The sequence below is a fragment of the Aeromonas sp. s3 genome, assembly GCF_040907805.1.
In the GTDB taxonomy this organism is placed as follows: domain Bacteria; phylum Pseudomonadota; class Gammaproteobacteria; order Enterobacterales; family Aeromonadaceae; genus Aeromonas; species Aeromonas dhakensis.
This window is the reverse complement of record NZ_JBFOCQ010000034.1, coordinates 130,620-146,998: the sequence shown is the minus strand read 5'-3', so window position 1 is coordinate 146,998 and position 16,379 is coordinate 130,620. Positions and strand designations below refer to the sequence as shown.

The 16,379-nt window shown below is 64.2% G+C and carries 12 protein-coding genes; 7 read left to right on the top strand and 5 right to left on the bottom strand.

The window, feature by feature from the left end:
• Nucleotides 1-76: 76 nt before the first annotated feature.
• The gene (locus AB5Y98_RS21450; RefSeq protein ID WP_258118539.1) at nucleotides 77-1,984 is read right to left on the bottom strand and encodes a methyl-accepting chemotaxis protein; all 1,908 of its coding nucleotides are present in this window, start codon (nucleotides 1,982-1,984) and stop codon (nucleotides 77-79) included.
• A 247-nt stretch (nucleotides 1,985-2,231) separates the two neighbouring features.
• On the opposite strand from AB5Y98_RS21450, the gene AB5Y98_RS21445 reads away from it, so the two are divergent.
• From AB5Y98_RS21445 to AB5Y98_RS21435, 3 genes are all read left to right on the top strand, one after another.
• Nucleotides 2,232-4,490 (top strand): patatin-like phospholipase family protein, encoded by a 2,259-nt coding sequence (locus AB5Y98_RS21445; RefSeq protein WP_139725684.1) that lies wholly within the window; start codon nucleotides 2,232-2,234, stop codon nucleotides 4,488-4,490.
• A 228-nt stretch (nucleotides 4,491-4,718) separates the two neighbouring features.
• The gene (gene acnB / locus AB5Y98_RS21440) at nucleotides 4,719-7,316 is read left to right on the top strand and encodes a bifunctional aconitate hydratase 2/2-methylisocitrate dehydratase (protein WP_005305603.1); all 2,598 of its coding nucleotides are present in this window, start codon (nucleotides 4,719-4,721) and stop codon (nucleotides 7,314-7,316) included.
• 164 nt (nucleotides 7,317-7,480) lie between these two features.
• Nucleotides 7,481-9,055: an EAL domain-containing protein gene (locus AB5Y98_RS21435; protein ID WP_368232896.1), complete on the top strand. Its 1,575-nt coding sequence runs from the start codon at nucleotides 7,481-7,483 to the stop codon at nucleotides 9,053-9,055.
• Nucleotides 9,056-9,059: 4 nt separating this feature from the next.
• Here AB5Y98_RS21435 and AB5Y98_RS21430 read toward each other — a convergent pair whose 3' ends face one another.
• Nucleotides 9,060-9,968, bottom strand: a complete 909-nt coding sequence (locus tag AB5Y98_RS21430; protein ID WP_139725682.1) for a LysR family transcriptional regulator — start codon at nucleotides 9,966-9,968, stop codon at nucleotides 9,060-9,062.
• A gap of 76 nt (nucleotides 9,969-10,044) precedes the next feature.
• On the opposite strand from AB5Y98_RS21430, the gene AB5Y98_RS21425 reads away from it, so the two are divergent.
• The 4 genes from AB5Y98_RS21425 to mdtD all read left to right on the top strand — a co-directional run bounded on the left by AB5Y98_RS21425 (nucleotide 10,045) and on the right by mdtD (nucleotide 14,767).
• Nucleotides 10,045-10,662: a LysE family translocator gene (locus AB5Y98_RS21425; RefSeq protein WP_368232894.1), complete on the top strand. Its 618-nt coding sequence runs from the start codon at nucleotides 10,045-10,047 to the stop codon at nucleotides 10,660-10,662.
• A 123-nt stretch (nucleotides 10,663-10,785) separates the two neighbouring features.
• A complete protein-coding gene (locus tag AB5Y98_RS21420; RefSeq protein WP_368232892.1) occupies nucleotides 10,786-12,180 on the top strand; it encodes a D-arabinono-1,4-lactone oxidase in 1,395 nt (464 codons plus the stop codon).
• 9 nt (nucleotides 12,181-12,189) lie between these two features.
• Nucleotides 12,190-13,317: a GTP-binding protein gene (locus AB5Y98_RS21415; protein WP_042049826.1), complete on the top strand. Its 1,128-nt coding sequence runs from the start codon at nucleotides 12,190-12,192 to the stop codon at nucleotides 13,315-13,317.
• A gap of 61 nt (nucleotides 13,318-13,378) precedes the next feature.
• Entirely contained in the window at nucleotides 13,379-14,767 is a 1,389-nt protein-coding gene (mdtD, locus tag AB5Y98_RS21410) for a multidrug transporter subunit MdtD (protein ID WP_208200759.1), read from the top strand.
• A 9-nt stretch (nucleotides 14,768-14,776) separates the two neighbouring features.
• On the opposite strand, the gene AB5Y98_RS21405 is transcribed toward mdtD, so the two are convergent.
• The 3 genes from AB5Y98_RS21405 to folB form a co-directional block, all read right to left on the bottom strand.
• Nucleotides 14,777-15,259 (bottom strand): YbaK/EbsC family protein, encoded by a 483-nt coding sequence (locus tag AB5Y98_RS21405; RefSeq protein WP_017788220.1) that lies wholly within the window; start codon nucleotides 15,257-15,259, stop codon nucleotides 14,777-14,779.
• Between the two features lie 121 nt (nucleotides 15,260-15,380).
• Complete coding sequence (gene folK / locus AB5Y98_RS21400) at nucleotides 15,381-15,890, bottom strand: 2-amino-4-hydroxy-6-hydroxymethyldihydropteridine diphosphokinase (protein ID WP_017782461.1); 510 nt, start codon at nucleotides 15,888-15,890, stop codon at nucleotides 15,381-15,383.
• A 105-nt stretch (nucleotides 15,891-15,995) separates the two neighbouring features.
• Nucleotides 15,996-16,367 (bottom strand): dihydroneopterin aldolase, encoded by a 372-nt coding sequence (folB, locus tag AB5Y98_RS21395; RefSeq protein ID WP_010635977.1) that lies wholly within the window; start codon nucleotides 16,365-16,367, stop codon nucleotides 15,996-15,998.
• Nucleotides 16,368-16,379 lie beyond the last annotated feature (12 nt).

Genomic DNA, 16,379 nt, shown 5'->3' with positions numbered 1-16,379 from the left:
TGGCGCCAACTTGAGCCTTTGTTAACAAACGGCCAACAAAAAGGGGCGCCATGCGCCCCTTGTGATGTCAAAAGCCTCAAAGTCGGAAGTTGCCGACCAGCTTGTCCAGCTCGCCGGAGAGGTGCTGCAGGCTGCGGCTCGACTCGGTCAGCTGGTGGGCGATGTCGGCGGTCTCCATGGTGAGCTGGTTGATGTCCTCTACGTTGCGATTGATCTCGCCCACCACGCTGGACTGCTCCTCGGTGGCGGTGGCAACCTGGATGTTCATGTCGCTGATCTGGGTGATGTGGGCGGTGATCTGGCCGAGAGCGCCGTTGGCGGCATCGGCCTGGGTGACCACTTCCAGGCTCTGGTTGCGGCCCTGGGCCATGGCGCTGACGGCGCGGGCGCTCTGCTCCTGCAGCCGGTTGATCATGCCCTGGATCTCGGCGGTGGAGGCGGCGGAGCGGCTGGCGAGGTTGCGCACCTCGTCGGCCACCACGGCGAAGCCGCGGCCCTGCTCACCGGCACGGGCCGCCTCGATGGCGGCGTTGAGCGCCAGCAGGTTGGTCTGCTCCGAGATGCTGCGAATGGTGTCGAGGATGCTGCCGATGGAGTCGGTCTGGCTGGCCAACGACTCGATGACCCCGGCCACTCCTTCAATCTCGCCGGAGAGGCCGACGATGCCATGACGGGCCTGAGCCACCACCACGGCCCCTGCATCGGCCTGCTCGTTGGCCTGCTTGGCCACGTCAGCCGCCAGCGAGGCATTGCCGGCGATTTCACTCACGGTGGCCCCCATCTCGTGGATGGCGGTGGCCACCTGCACGGTGCGATCCCGCTGGGCGGTGCAGTTGTGCTGGGTGAGCTGGGCCTTGGCGGCTACCTCGTTGGCAGTGGCGGCGAGCTGGCGGGAGTTGTCGGCCACCTGCTCGATGGAGCCGTGGATCTTGGCGACGAAGTTGTTGAAGCCGGTGGCCACCTGGGCCAGTTCATCCCGCCCTTCCACCTTGAGGCGCTGGGTCAAATCGCCGTCGCCGCTGCCGAGTTCGCGGAACAGGTGGGCCAGCTGGTTGAGCGGGCGGCTCACCGAGCCGGCCAGCAGCATGCCGAGCAGGCCCATGCCGGCGGCGATGGCCAGGCTTACCAGCAGGATGTGCAGACGGGCGCGGTCCAGTTCGGCATAGATCTCCGCTTCTGGCACCTGGGCCACCAGGTACCAGTCGAGTAGGGGGATGTAGCTGCTGGCCAGCACCACCGGCTGACCATCCACCTCGGCGTGGGTGGCGGCAAAGGGTTGCTTGGCCAGCAGGTTGCCGCTGCCGCTTGCCAGCTGGGTCAGGCTGTCCCGGTCGATGCGGCTGGCGTCGGGGTGCAGCTTCACCTTGCCGCTGCCATCGGTCATGAACACGAAGCCGCTGTCACCGATGCGGAAGTTGGCGAGCATGCTGACCATGCTGTCGAGGGACTTGGCGAGACCGGCGAGGCCGCGGCCATTGAGTTGCTGGAAGTTGACGAACAGCTTCACCTCGCCGTTGCTCTCGCGAAAGATGCTGAGCATCAGGTCCTGCTGGCTCTTGGTGTAGCCGTAGAACCAGGCGTCCTGCTCCGGGGTGAGGTTGCGCAGGAAGCCATCCTGGTTGTAGTAGGCGGCGCTCTGGCGATCGGCGAAGGAGGCGGTGACCAGACCATACTGGCTCGTCATGTCCTTGAGCTGGTTGATGAGGATGGACTCCTGCTCCTTGGGCATGCCGCGCTCGACCCAGTCCAGCACGAAGCGATCGTTGGCCAGTTGCCTGGCGGCACCGGCGACCGAGGTGAGATCCTTCTCGATCTCCTTGCCGATGCGCTGGGTCAGGTTGGGCAGCTCCTGCTCGAACATGCGGGTTTCGATCAGTTGCTGGGCCGAGCGCTGGCTGAAGTAGCCTACCAGCAGGCAGGAGAGCACCACGGCGAGGGTGACCGTGGCCAGGATTTTCTGTTTGAGTGTCAGGCTTGCAAGCATAAGAGTGACTCGGATGGATGAACGCGGGATTGAGCACATATTAGCGGCAGCCCGGCGCCACCCTTGATAGGCCGGCCCACTTTATTGATGGATTACGTTTGCGCTCACATCGCTGCCTGGCTGGGCCGTACCCGCCTGCGTCGGAATGCGCATCGATAACCCCTGCCAACTGTTGCGGTTCGCTTTGCGCACCTTATAGTAGGCTTCACTGCCTAGCTGGCTCGCCCTGGATTCAATGGAAAATCATATGCGCATCTTTCGTCGAGGATGGAACCCACTGTTCCTGATTTTGCTGGCCTGTCTGCCGCTGATGGCGGCGGCCCAGCCCGAACGGCCCAAAATTGCCCTGGTACTCAGCGGCGGCGGCGCCAAAGGGTCGGCCCACATCGGCATCCTCAAGGTGCTGGAGCAGAAGCGCATCCCGGTCGACATCATAGTGGGCACCAGCATGGGCTCCTACGTGGCGGGCATGTACGCCATGGGGCTCAGCGCCGAAGAGGTGGAGCGCACCACCCTGGCCATCGACTGGAACAAGGGCTATCAGGACAAGGTCGGGCGCGACGAACTCTCCCTGCGCAAGAAGCAGCAGAGCGAACAGTACCAGCTGCGCACCGACATCGGCATCAACGGCGACTCGGTCCAGTTCCCCGACGGCTTCTTCCAGGGCCAGTCCATGGCCAGCCTGCTGCGCCACGCCACCTCCAACCTGCCGGTACAGAAGAGCTTCAACGATCTGCCCATTCCCTACCGCGCCATGGCCACCGACATGGAGACGGTGACCCCCTTCGTGCTGGACCACGGCAGCCTGGCCAAGGCGATGCAGGCCTCCATGTCCATTCCCGGCGCCCTCAAACCGGTGGAGTGGGAGGGGCACATCCTGGCCGATGGCGGCACCGTCAACAACATGCCGGTGGACGTGGCCAAGGCGATGGGGGCCGACGTGGTGATCGCGGTGGACATCAGCGCCAGGCTGCGCACCCGCGAGTCTCTGAAATCGGGGCTCGCCATGATCGACCAGCTCACCACCTACATGACCCAGGTCGGCACCGAGAAACAGAAGGCGTTGATGGGGCCAGACGACATTCTGCTGACGCCCGAGTTCGGCAACATGGGCATTGCCGACTTCGCCCTGATGCCGGAGGGGATCAAGCTCGGGGAGGAGGTGGCCAACCGCGCCTCGGCCCGGCTCGACAAGCTCTCCCTCTCGCCGGCCGCCTATGCCGCCTATCGCAACCAGAAGTTGAGCCGGCGTGCCGAGCGCAGCGGCCAGCCCGCCTACTACATCGACAAGGTGGAGATCATCAACAAGTCCCGTCTTTCCGACGAGACGGTGCGCGCCATGCTGAAAGTGCGCCCCGACAAGATCCAGACCAACGAGAGCCTGGAGGCGGGCATTCGCCGGCTCTATGCGCTGGAGTCGTTCGATCGCATTACCTACGAGGTGGTGGAGCGGGGTGGCGAGAACGTGCTGGTGGTCGACGCCAGCGAGAAGAACTGGGGGCCGGGCTACCTCAACTTCCAGTTCGGCTTCTCCGATGACTTCGAGAGCAGCTCCAACTACAACGTGGGCATGTCCTACACCCTCACCAACGTCAACGACTGGGGGGGCGAGTGGCTGACCGAGGCATCGCTCGGTACCGCCAAGCACTTCAAGACCGACTTCTACACCCCGCTGGAGCCCTCCCAGACTTTCTTCGGCGAGGCGAGCCTGGCCTATGACAAGACCCAGCGCCGCATCTTCATGCCCGAGGAGACGCGGGCGGCCGATGGGGTGAGCTATGTCGATTCCGAATACAGCTTCACCAGCGTCGATCTGGCGGTGGGCTGGAATCGTCAGCCCTGGAGCCGTCTCTCGCTCGGGCTGGAGGGAAAAATGGGGGATATAGACATTCGCAACGTGGCGGATGCCAAGGTGGATGCCTCCTCCTGGGGCCCCTATATCCGCTTCGAGCACGACACCCTCGACAGCCGCTACTTCCCCTATCAGGGCGCCTACTGGGACATCAAGGGGGGTTACTCCGCCGTCCGGCTGGATGACAGCAGTGACATCAATGATCGCTACGAGGGGGTCAACTACCACCTGGCGATGATCAAGCCCTGGTCCTGGGACAGACACAGCCTCAACCTGCTGCTGGAGGGAGGGGGCTCCACTTCCCAGGAGGAGTACCCGCTGTTCGTGCAGGATCTGGGCGGACTGTTCCGCATGTCCGGCTTCCAGCGCTACCAGCTGAGCGGCCGCTACAGCCTGTTTGGCGGGCTGCGCTACATCTACCGGGTGGCTGACAACGACTTCGGCGCGCTGCGGGCCCCACTCTATCTGGGGGGCTCCATCGAGCAGGGTGGGGTGTGGAACAGCGGCAGGGATATCAGCGTGGAGAGCTCTTTCACCGCCGGCTCCGTCTACGTCGGGGTGGAGAGCTTCCTCGGCCCCATCTTCCTCGGCTACGGCATGGCGGAGGGGGGCAACGACATGTTCTATCTGCAATTGGGCAGCACGTTCGAATAACGGGAAAATGATGCCTTTTTGTTAACTTATTTCTGGTGTGCCATTTATCCACTTGTAAAACATCAGCAAGTTTAGATGGTTATGTCGTTTTGATGAATATCTGTACAGGCTTTGGATTTTAATTAGTCGTTAAAACTTATATAGTGGGGGGCACCCTACGGGTGTCCCGCAAGGACGATCGCCGCGAGCGTGGGCGAACCCCAAAAAAAGACCAAAGAGGAATTAGTCGTGCTTGAAACATACCGTAAACACGTCGCAGAACGTGCCGCCGAAGGCGTGGTTGCCAAACCTCTGGACGCAGAGCAGGTCGCCGCCCTGGTTGAACTGCTCAAGAACCCGCCCGCCGGTGAACAAGACTTTCTGAAAGAGCTGTTGTCCTCCCGTATCCCCCCAGGCGTTGATGAAGCGGCCTATGTCAAAGCCGGTTTCCTCACCGCCGTTGCCAAGGGCGAAGCCCACTCTCCCATCCTCACCGCTGCCGAAGCCGTCGAGCTGCTCGGTACCATGCAGGGTGGTTACAACATTCAGCCGCTGATCGACCTGCTGGACGACGCGACCCTGGCTCCTCTTGCCGCCAAGGGCCTCTCCCACACCCTGCTGATGTTCGACTCCTTCCACGACGTGGAAGAGAAGGCCAAGGCCGGCAATGCCCACGCCAAGCAGGTGATGCAATCCTGGGCCGACGCCGAGTGGTTCCTCTCCCGCCCCGAATTGGCCGAGAAGATCACCGTCACCGTGTTCAAGGTGACCGGCGAAACCAACACCGACGATCTGTCACCGGCGCCGGACGCCTGGTCCCGCCCGGACATTCCGCTGCACGCCCTGGCCATGCTGAAGAACGCCCGTCCCGGCATCACCCCGGACAAGGATGGCGTCATCGGCCCCATCAAGACCATCGATGCCCTGAAAGAGAAAGGTTTCCCGCTGGCTTACGTGGGTGACGTGGTCGGTACCGGCTCTTCCCGTAAATCCGCCACCAACTCGGTGCTCTGGTTCATGGGCGACGACATTCCGTTCGTGCCGAACAAGCGCGCCGGCGGCGTTTGCCTCGGTGGCAAGATTGCCCCCATCTTCTTCAACACCATGGAGGATGCCGGCGCCCTGCCCATCGAAGTGGATGTCTCCAAGCTGGAAATGGGCGATGTGATCGACATCTACCCGTACCAGGGCAAGATCTGCAAGCACGGCACCGACCAGGTGCTGGCCCAGTTTGAACTGAAGACCGACGTGCTGATCGACGAAGTGCGCGCCGGTGGCCGTATTCCGCTGATCATCGGCCGCGGCCTGACCGACAAGGCCCGCGAGGCGCTGGGTCTGCCGTTCTCCACCGTGTTCCGTCGTCCGCAGCCTGTCGCCGACACCGGCAAGGGCTTCACCCTGGCCCAGAAGATGGTGGGCAAGGCGTGCGGCGTGAAGGGCATCCGCCCGGGCACCTACTGCGAACCCAAGATGACCACGGTCGGCTCCCAGGACACCACGGGCCCGATGACCCGCGATGAGCTGAAAGACCTGGCCTGCCTCGGCTTCTCCGCCGACCTGACCATGCAGTCCTTCTGCCACACCGCGGCTTATCCCAAGCCCATCGACGTGCAGACCCACCACACCCTGCCGGACTTCATCATGAACCGCGGCGGTGTCTCTCTGCGTCCGGGTGACGGCGTCATCCACTCCTGGCTGAACCGCATGCTGCTGCCGGATACCGTGGGTACCGGTGGTGACTCCCACACCCGTTTCCCCATCGGCATCTCCTTCCCGGCGGGCTCTGGCCTGGTGGCCTTCGCCGCCGCCACCGGCGTGATGCCGCTGGACATGCCGGAATCCGTGCTGGTGCGCTTCAAGGGCGAGCTGCAGCCGGGCATCACCCTGCGTGACCTGGTCCATGCCATCCCGTATGCCGCCATCCAGAAAGGGCTGCTGACCGTCGAGAAAGCAGGCAAGAAGAACATCTTCTCCGGCCGCATCCTCGAGATCGAAGGTCTGCCGACCCTGAAGGTAGAGCAAGCCTTCGAGCTGGCGGACGCCAGCGCCGAGCGCTCCGCCGCCGGTTGCACCATCAAGCTGGATAAAGAGCCGATCATCGAGTATCTGAAGTCCAACATCGTGATGCTGAAATGGATGCTCTCCGAAGGCTACGGCGACGTGCGCACCATTACCCGCCGCATCAAGGGGATGGAAGAGTGGCTGGCCAACCCGGTGCTGATGGAAGCGGACAAGGACGCCGAGTACGCCGAGATCATCGAGATCGATCTGGCCACCATCAAGGAGCCCATCCTGTGTGCGCCGAACGATCCGGACGATGCCCGCCTGCTGAGCAGCGTGGCCGGCGACCAGATCGACGAGGTGTTCATCGGTTCCTGCATGACCAACATCGGCCACTTCCGCGCCGCCGGCAAACTGCTCGAGAAGTACCAGGGCGAACTGCCGACCCGCATGTGGATCGCTCCGCCCACCAAGATGGATAAGGATCAGCTGACCGAAGAGGGCTACTACGGCATCTTCGGCCGGGTCGGTGCCCGCATCGAGATCCCGGGCTGCTCCCTCTGCATGGGCAACCAGGCGCGGGTAGCGGAAGGGGCCTCCGTGGTTTCCACCTCCACCCGCAACTTCCCGAACCGTCTGGGCAAGGGTGCCAACGTCTATCTGGCTTCTGCCGAACTGGCTGCGGTTGCCGCCATCCTCGGCAAGATCCCGACCGTGGCCGAGTACCTGCAGTATGCCAAGTCGCTGGATGCCACTGCCGCTGACACCTATCGCTACCTCAACTTCAACGAGATCGCCTCCTACACCAAGAAGGCCGATGCGGTGATCCTGCAGCAAGCGGTATAAGGGGAGGCGCCGACAGGGCGCGTCCGTATTGACTCCAAGCCCCGGCCCGTGCCGGGGCTTTTGTTTGTTTCGCTGTCAGCAGCTGGTCAATCTTTGCGCATGTTAGGGCCCGATTCAGCATCGGCTGTTAAGGTGGGCTGCCATGTTTGCCGTATGGTCCCGCCATGTCGATGTCGCCGCTCAACCTGGATTTCTCCCGCACCTGGCTAAGGTTCGGATGCACCTTGCTGCTGTTCATGCTGCCCTTTTCACTCGGGCTGTGGACCATCTACCACGGTCATCTGCAGACGCTGGATCGCCAGTCGCAACGCTCGGCCCGGCAGGCGGTCACCCTGATGGAGACCATGCTGACCCACGCAGAGGGGGCCAACCAGGCCTTGCGTCCCTTCGTTGACAAACCGTGCGAGCAGGCCCTGTTCACCCTGCGCCAGCAGGTGGCGCTGGTGCCCTTCGTGCGCACCGTCAACCTGGTGGGGGAGCAGGGGATCTACTGCAACTCGCTGTTCGGTGCTATCCAGTGGCCGGATCGGCTCGAACACTACAGCGGTGGCCGGCTGCGGTTGATGGCCGGCAATCAGGTGCGGGCCGATCACCCCCTGCTGGCGCTGCGCGACAGCGAGGGCAAGGGCGCCATCTTCAGCACCATAGACGGCGACTACCTGCGCTTCATGCTGGTGCTGAGTGGCCACCCCTGCACCCTGCTGCTGCACGTAGGCAAGCAGTGGCTGGATGAGCGGGGCGTGCTGAGTGAAGAGCCGCAGGCGCCCTCCATGCTGGCCGGCCATGAGATCCGCTCTGCCCGCTACCCGCTCTCCATCTATGCCGGGCACGATCTCCCTTCGCTCTGGCGCTCCCTCTGGCAGACCCGCCCCTGGGCCATCCTACTGTTGCTGAGGATCTGCTTCGGCTTTGCCCTGCTCATCTGGTGGTTGCTGGGGCGACCCCGTTCCCCCGGGATCGAGCTGGCCCGTGCCCTGCGCAACCGGGAGTTCGTACCCTATCTGCAACCGCTGGTGGAGGCGGGGAGTGGTCGGGTGATGGGAGGCGAGGTGTTAATGCGCTGGCAGCACCCGACGGCCGGGTTGATCCGCCCCGATCTCTTCATCCCCCAGGCGGAGGCGAGCGGCCTGATCGTGCCGATGACCACCCTGCTGATGGAGGAGGTGGCCCGCGAGCTGAGCATGGCGCGAGAGCTGGTGCCCGATGGCTTTCACATCAGCTTCAACATCAGTGCCGTCCACTGCCGCGACATGACGCTGCTTGCCGGGTGCCGGCGCTTCCTCGATCACTTCGCGCCTGGCCAGGTGGTGCTGGTGCTGGAGCTGACCGAGCGGGAGTTGCTGGTGGCGGATCCCAGGACGCTGGCGCTGTTTCGCCGGCTCGACGAGATGGGGGTCAGGCTGGCCATCGACGATTTTGGTACCGGCCACTCCAGCCTCCACTATCTGCAGCAGTTCCATGTGGACTATCTCAAGATAGACAAGTCATTTATCGGCAGGATCGGCACCGAATCCCTCTCCGAGCACATAGTCGACAACGTGATCGATCTGGGAACCCGGCTCGGCCTCGCTCTGGTGGCCGAGGGGGTGGAGACGCGCCGGCAGGCCGACTACCTGAGGGGCAAGGGGGTCGACTACCTGCAGGGCTATCTGTTTGGCCGCCCGCTGCCGCTGCGCGAATTTCAGGAGGTGCTGCGCCACTCCTGCGTCGATCCCGCACGGCAGGCGCTCTCGGCCTGAGTCGTCAGGTGAGGGCGTGCAGCCACTCCGCGAGCTTGGCGTGGGCACTGCCAGGGGCGGGAGGCGCGGGGGCGAGCAGGTGATAGCCGGTGCCATCCGCAATGAAGCCGAGCGGCGCCGCCAGCAGGCCGGCTTCAATGTCGTCGCACACCTGCCGGTAGGGGCCGATGGCGACTCCCAGCCCGGCAACCGCCGCCTGCAGGCTGAAGTAGAAGTGCTCGAAGGTCTGCCCCGGTGCCTCCTCGCCGGCGGGTTGGCCGGCGTGCTGCAACCACTCCTGCCAGGCCCCCGGCCGGGTCTTGGTGTGCAGGCGGGGGGCGCCAGGGCGCAGGGCCGGGCCGTTTGCCCCCGTCTCGAAGAAGTGCGCCACCTTGCCCGGCTGGCAGACCGGCCCGGTCAGCTCTTCGAACAGCGGCTGGCTGTAGAGCTCGGCGGGCCACTGGAAGTCGTTGCGCCGGATGGCGAGATCGATGCCGCTACCGAAGTTGAGGGCGCCGCCACCGGCCATCAGATGCACGTCCAGCTCGGGGTGCAGGGCCTGGAAGGCGGGCCAGCGCGGGATCAGCCAGCGCATCAGCAGGGTCGGCTCACAGGAGATGACCAATGAGGATGGTCGCCCCTGCTGGCGCAGTGCCTGCGCCGTCTGGCGGATGCCGCCCAGTCCCTCCCTGACCGCCTGATAGAGCCGTTCGCCCGCCTCGGTCAGAAAGACCCGGCGCTGGCGCCGCTCGAACAGCATGACTCCCAGATCCTCCTCCAGCAGGCGCACCGCCCGGCTGACGGCTCCGTGGGTGAGGTGCAGCTCGTCGGCGGCGCGGCTGAAGTGTTCGGTGCGGGCCGCCACCTCGAAACAGCGCAGCGCGGTCAGGGCGGGCAGCGACAGGCTTTTCTGTGAATTATTCTCACCGTTCATGTCAGAAGTTATCGTTCGTTATTGGCATCATGGCCAAATAAAATAGCCGATATTCCATGTAATCAGGACTATTTTCATGACCGAACTGTTAGCCGTAGTGGCCATTACCTTCTTTGCCGTCATCAGCCCCGGGCCCGACTTCGCCATGGTGTCGCGCAACAGCCTGCTGCTCTCGCGCCGCAGCGGGGTGCTGACGGCGCTCGGCATCGGCGCCGGGGTCTGCGTGCACGTCACCTACACCCTGCTCGGGGTGGGGCTGCTGATCCAGCAGTCGCTCTGGCTGTTCAACCTCATCAAGCTGGCGGGGGCCGCCTACCTCATCTTCCTCGGCATCAAGATGCTGCGGGCCAAACCGGCGAGCGCCGAGGTGCTGGCCGACCAGCCCGCCCTCTCCAGCCCGGGGGCGCTGCGCACCGGTTTCCTGACCAATGTGCTCAACCCCAAGACCACCATCTTCATCGTCAGCCTGTTCATGCAGGTGGTGCAGCCGCAGACGCCGCTGGCGGTCCAGCTCGGTTACGGCGCCTTCATCGTGCTGGCCCACGCCGTCTGGTTCAGCGCGGTGGCGATCTTCTTCTCCACCGACTCGGTACGGGGTCGGCTGCTGGCGGTGCGCCACTGGATCGATCGGGTGTTTGGGGGGCTGCTGGTGGGATTCGGCATGCTGCTGGCACTGACCCAGCAGACACGCTGAGGCGAGGGGAGAGGCGCTCTCCCCTATCCACCCCCGACTGTAGGGGCTTGTTTTTCATGCCTTGTGGTTCGCTTTTCGGTAGAATTGGCGCTCATTTTGACGTCAATAAAGATGAGGGGCGGTATGACGGTCAGGTTCCAGGCATTTCACAGCATCAAGGCGATAGGTCAGCGGGAGGTGCTGTTCAACTGGTCCAGGACCAATCCCCTCGGCGCACTGGAGCAGGTGTGGCGTCCGAAGAATCGCGACGAACTGCAGCAACTGCTGCGGGAAAACCCCGAGCGCAAGCTGCGCCTCATCGGCTCCGGTCTCTCCTTCGAACCCATCCACAGCGTCTATGCCGAGGGCAGCCAGGCGCTGCTGGTGGACTTGCACCACCTGCGCGGTCAGTTGGCGCAGACCGCCGACACCGTCACCTATCAGGCGGGCACCCCGCTCGACACCGTCTACGCCGATCTCATCGCCATGGAGCGGATGCTGCCGGCTTCCCCCGGCGTCATCGGCATCCAGACCCTGGGCGGTGCGCTCAGCACCGGCACTCACGGCCAGGGGCTGCACCAGTCCGCCCTCTGTGATGCGGTGGCGGCCCTGACAGTGATGTTGGCCAGTGGCGACATCATCCGGGTGGATCGCACCGACTCCCGCTTCGGTGCCTTCGTGATGGGGATGGGCATGCTCGGCATCCTGCTCGACGTCACCCTGCAGACCGTGCCCAACCGCATCATGCGCTGCACCAAGTTCACCACCGACTACCCCTTCCTGCTGGAACACAACGAGCGGCTCAACCGCGAGCACGCCTTCGTGAAAAGCTGGTGGTTCGCCTGGACCGGCGAGAGCCACATCTGGCTGGTGGACCCCGCCTCTGAGGAGGAGGTGGCCCGCTACCGCGCCGGTGGCAGCGAGCCGCTGCTGCTAGAGGGCGACATCGACGCCCGCATGAATGCCACCATAGATGCGACTCTGCAGAAGATGGCCAAGGACACCAAGGATGAGGCGCTGGCCGGCGAGCACTTCGAGACGGTGCGCCGCTTCAAGGATGCCTCCGATCTGGTGGGCAACGTCTACCAGATCCTCTGCAAGGGGATCCCGGCGCCCCAGATCAACTGCGAGGTAGCGGTGCCGCTTAATCGCATGAACGAGGCGCTGGAGACCCTGCAGGCGTGGCAGCAGGCCAACCCCGGCGTGCTGCATTACCCCTTTATCCTGCGCTGTACCGGCCCCTCCAAGGCCTGGCTCAGTGCCGCCTACGATCAGTCGGTCTGCTGGATCGGGTTCCTGGTCTATCTGGCGGCGGACGGCACCTTCGTCAACGGCTCCATGGAGCAGATGCGCGAGCTGCAGCAACTGCTGGTGCCGCTCGGCGGCATCCCGCACTTTGGCAAGCACCTGGCGATGGATCTCTACGACTTCCCGGCCCTGCTGCCGCGCTGGCACGACTTCCTGGCCCTCAAGGGCGAGCTCGACCCCCACGGCCGCTTCGAAAACCGCTGGCTCGCCGACCTGTTTGCCAACCGGTAAGGATCTGACATGACCGATATGCAAGATACCCGCATCCCAGTGACCCTGCTGACCGGCTTTCTCGGCAGCGGTAAGACCACATTGCTCAACCACTGGGTCAAGCAGCCCGAGCTTGGCGAGTGCGCTGTACTGATCAACGAGTTCGGCTCGGTGGGGCTGGATCACCACCTGGTGCAGCAGGTGGACGAGCAGGTGGTGCTGCTCGATTCCGGCTGCATCTGCTGCTCGGTGCAGGGTTCCCTGGTGGAGGCGCTGCAGGGGCTGTTTATGAAGGCTATCCAGCGGAAAATTAAGCCTTTTAAACGACTCATTATCGAGACCACAGGCCTCGCCGATCCGGCCCCCGTGCTGTTCACGTTGAGGGAGGAGGGCTTTATCGCCCAGCGCTATCGCTTCGACGGTACCGTCACCGTGGTAGATGCCGGCCATATCGAGCAGCAGCTGGCGGCTCAGTATGAAGCGGTGAAACAGGTGGCGCTGGCGGATCTGCTGGTGGTGAGCAAGGGCGATCTGGTGGATGAGGAGACGCTGGCACGGGTGGAGGCCCAGCTGGCGACCCTCAACCCGGCGGCCCCCATCGAGCGGGTCAGCAATGGGGTGCTCTCGCCCGCCGTGCTGGAGAAGCTGGGCGCCTACAACGAGGCGGCCGGGCGCGACGTGCGCCAGTTGCTGGCCTGGCTGCGCACAGAATCCCCGAAACAGGGGCTGGCCTCGCCGATGCAGCCGAAGATGAAGCCGTTTGCCGCCAAGGTGGGTACGGCCGCGCCGACCCACTTCGAGCACGGCAATATCGAAAGTTTCTCCCTGCGCATCGGCGAGCCGCTCAAGCCCTCCCGCCTGCTGGCCGCCATCGACGCGGTGCAGGCGCAATACGGCGATGCGCTGCTGCGGCTCAAGGGCATCTTGCAGCTGGAGGGAGAGAGCCAGCCGGTGGTGATCCACGGCGTCCATGGCCAGCTCTATCCGCTGCAGGCGCTGGGAGAGTGGCCGGAGGGCAAGGCCCAGTCCCGGCTGGTGTTCATCGTGAAGAGTCAGGACAAGGCGGGTATAGAGCGGTTGTTCCTTGATACCCTCAAGGCCCCCGAGCCCAGCCTGGAAGAGCAGCTCAGAGCCATGCTCGGCCAGCCTGATGCCTGATGTAATGAGATGACCCGCGCTTGTGCGGGTCTTTTTTTGTCTGAAGAGGAGGTGGCTGCAGATGCCCGATAGCACACACATGGTGACCCCTGCCCAGCGCAAATGGCTGCCGCCGCTCACGGCGGTCGGTTTCTTCATGCAGACGCTGGATGGCACCATCCTCAACACCGCCCTGCCCAGCATGGCCGAGACCCTGGGTGAGAGCCCGCTGCAGATGCAGTCGGTGATCATCGCCTACATGCTGACGGTGGCGCTGCTCATTCCCGCCTCCGGCTGGCTGGCGGACAGATTCGGCACCCGCCGCATCTATCTGGCCGCCATCCTGCTGTTTACCCTGGGCTCTCTGGCCTGCGCGGCCGCCAACTCCCTGCCGGTGCTGGTGGCCGCCCGGGTACTGCAGGGGATCGGTGGTGCCCTGCTGATGCCGGTCGGCAGGCTGGCGGTACTACGGGTCTACAGCAAGCACGAGCTGCTGCGGGTGATGTCGTTCGTCACCATCCCCGGCCTGGTGGGGCCGCTCATCGGCCCGGCACTGGGTGGCTGGCTGGTGGAAGTGGCGAGCTGGCACTGGGTGTTTCTCATCAACCTGCCGGTGGGGTTGCTCGGCTTTATCGCCAGCTGGTACTTCATGCCGGACTTGCGCCAGAGCACGGCCAAGTTCGACTGGCAGGGATTCGTGATGTTCAGCGCCGGCATGGTGCTGGTGTCGGTGGGCCTGCAGGGGCTGGGGGAGCACAGCATCTCCACCGGCTGGGCGCTGTTTGCCCTGCTGTTCGGGCTGGCCGCCATGGCGAGTTACTGGCTCTACGCCGCCAATGCCGAGGAGCCGCTGTTCGGGCTGGGGCTGTTCAAGACCAGCACCTTTGCCATCGGCATCTGGGGCAACCTGTTCGCCCGCCTCGGCAGCGGCGCCATGCCGTTTCTCACCCCGCTGTTTCTGCAACTGGGGCTCGGCTTCTCGCCGAGCAAGGCGGGGATGACCATGATCCCCACCGTGCTGGGGGCCATGCTGACCAAGACGCTGGTGAACAAGCTCATTCCGCGCATCGGCTATCGCCGCATCCTGATCGGCAACACCCTGGCGCTCGGGGTGATGATCGCCAGCTTCTCCCTCATCGACAACCAGCTCCCCTACGGGGTGCTGCTGGGCTGGTTGATGGTGTTTGGCGCCATCAACTCGCTGCAGTTCTCCGCCATGAACACCCTGACCCTGCAGGATCTCAGCCCGGAGTTCGCCAGCAGCGGCAACGGCCTGCTGTCGGTGGTGATGCAGCTCTCCATGAGCCTGGGGGTGGCCATCGCCGCCAGCCTGCTGGGGCTCTTCTCTGCCGGCTCGGCGGCGGCGGATAGCCAGTGGCTGGGAGGCTTTCACCTCACCTACCTCTGCATCGGCCTGATGTCGATGCTGGCGGCGCTGATCTTCGCCCAGCTGGCGCGGGACAAGCGCTGAGCTGCAGGCTCAGGGGGCCGGCAGGTAGCTCACCTGGCAGGGCAGCTGGGCCAGCAGTCCGGCCAGGTGGGCGGTTTCCAGCAAAAAGGTTTGCTCGGGGTGGCCGGGGGTCCAGGTAAAGGCGTGGTGGGTCATGAGCACAGGATCCACCAGCAGCGGAATGTCGGCGCGGGGCAGGAAGGGGCAGACCGCGCCCGGCAGGCAGCCGATCTCGGCCTGCATCTCGTCGGCGGTGCAGATGGAGGGCTTGGCGCCGAGCGCCGCCTTGACCGCCTTGTTGTCGAGCCGGCCGTCCCTGTGGGTCAGCAGCAGGGCGAAGCGGCCATCCTTGAACTTGAGAAACAGGGTCTTGCTGAACTCGGCCTGCCAGCCGAGGCGGGCTCTCACCTTTTCATCGGTGGCGTAGTCGAGAATGGGCTCGTGCTCGAAACGCTGATGGGGCAGTTCGGCCAGCAGCCGGCAGTTGAAGTCGTGAATGGTATCGAGTGGCATGGGGTCCTCCTGTGATGGCGGCCATCCTGCCACTTGCCGCGGCGCAGGCCCAATCACGGTTTCTTATCCGTTATCAGCTCTGTCCATCAACAACAAGGGCACCCGTGGGTGCCCTTGTCGTTCAGTGGTGCTGCAATGCGCCTGCTTCCCAGTGAAAAGGAATGGGGCAGAGCCGTTGGGAGGCCTTGTCGTAGCACGCCCACAGCTCGCCGATGGTGCGGCCATCGACGGGGTGGCAGAACTTGGGCGCCAGCTCGGCCAGTGGCCAGAGCACGAAGGCGTTGGTGAGGATCTCGCCGCGCGGCAGCACCAGCGGCGTCTCGCAGACCAGCTCGCCGTAGAGCAGCAGATCGAGATCCAGGGTGCGCGGGGCGAACTTCTTGGCGTCCGGCTCGCGGCCGTGGGCGAACTCCATGGCGCGCAGTCGCTGGCACAGGGTCGCCAGCGGCAGCTCGGTGTCGGCACCCACCACCAGGTTGTAGAAGGGCCGGCCGTTGAAGCCTACCGCCTCGCTCTCGAACACCCGGGAGACCTGCAGCTCGCCAAACTCGGCCTGCAGGGCATCGAGGCCGGCGCGGATATGGCGTTCCCGCTCGATGTTGGATCCCAGGCTGATATAGACACGAGTCATGCGGTGCTCCCTGTCATCTGGCTGGAACCCTGGCTGATGTAGATACAGGTCATGCAGCGCTCCCTGTCATCTGGCTGGAACCCAGGCTGATATAGATGCGGGTCATCAGTTGGCGCTCGCGGCCGGGGTGCGGTGACGCAGGATCTCGACACCGACACCGGCGGCATTGGGGACGGCACCCGGCTTGGTCAGGGTGACCTTGACCCACTGCACCCGTTCGTCGGCCAGCACCAGCATGGCGACCTGTTCGGCCATGGTCTCGACCAGCTCCACCACCTTGCTGGCGACGTGATCACAGATCTTGCGAGAGAGGGTGGCGTAATCCAGTGCCAGATTGATATCGTCGGTTGCGGCGGCGGGGCGGTTGTCGAACCCCATCTCGAGGTCGAAACAGAGCTTCTGGCGAATGCCTTTCTCCCACTCGTATACACCGATAGTGGTCAAAACCTCGAGTCCGCGAATAAACACCTTGTCCATGACAGTACTTCT

Bases quoted from the DNA above. Each gene is read 5' to 3' on its own strand.
- AB5Y98_RS21430 (WP_139725682.1), bottom strand. From the start codon at position 9,968: ATGAACGGTGAGAATAATTCACAGAAAAGCCTGTCGCTGCCCGCCCTG.
- folB (WP_010635977.1), bottom strand. From the start codon at position 16,367: ATGGACAAGGTGTTTATTCGCGGACTCGAGGTTTTGACCACTATCGGT.
- AB5Y98_RS21405 (WP_017788220.1), bottom strand. From the start codon at position 15,259: ATGCCACTCGATACCATTCACGACTTCAACTGCCGGCTGCTGGCCGAA.
- AB5Y98_RS21435 (WP_368232896.1), top strand. From the start codon at position 7,481: ATGTCGATGTCGCCGCTCAACCTGGATTTCTCCCGCACCTGGCTAAGG.
- AB5Y98_RS21450 (WP_258118539.1), bottom strand. From the start codon at position 1,984: ATGCTTGCAAGCCTGACACTCAAACAGAAAATCCTGGCCACGGTCACC.
- folK (WP_017782461.1), bottom strand. From the start codon at position 15,890: ATGACTCGTGTCTATATCAGCCTGGGATCCAACATCGAGCGGGAACGC.
- AB5Y98_RS21415 (WP_042049826.1), top strand. From the start codon at position 12,190: ATGACCGATATGCAAGATACCCGCATCCCAGTGACCCTGCTGACCGGC.
- AB5Y98_RS21445 (WP_139725684.1), top strand. From the start codon at position 2,232: ATGCGCATCTTTCGTCGAGGATGGAACCCACTGTTCCTGATTTTGCTG.
- AB5Y98_RS21420 (WP_368232892.1), top strand. From the start codon at position 10,786: ATGACGGTCAGGTTCCAGGCATTTCACAGCATCAAGGCGATAGGTCAG.
- AB5Y98_RS21425 (WP_368232894.1), top strand. From the start codon at position 10,045: ATGACCGAACTGTTAGCCGTAGTGGCCATTACCTTCTTTGCCGTCATC.
- mdtD (WP_208200759.1), top strand. From the start codon at position 13,379: ATGCCCGATAGCACACACATGGTGACCCCTGCCCAGCGCAAATGGCTG.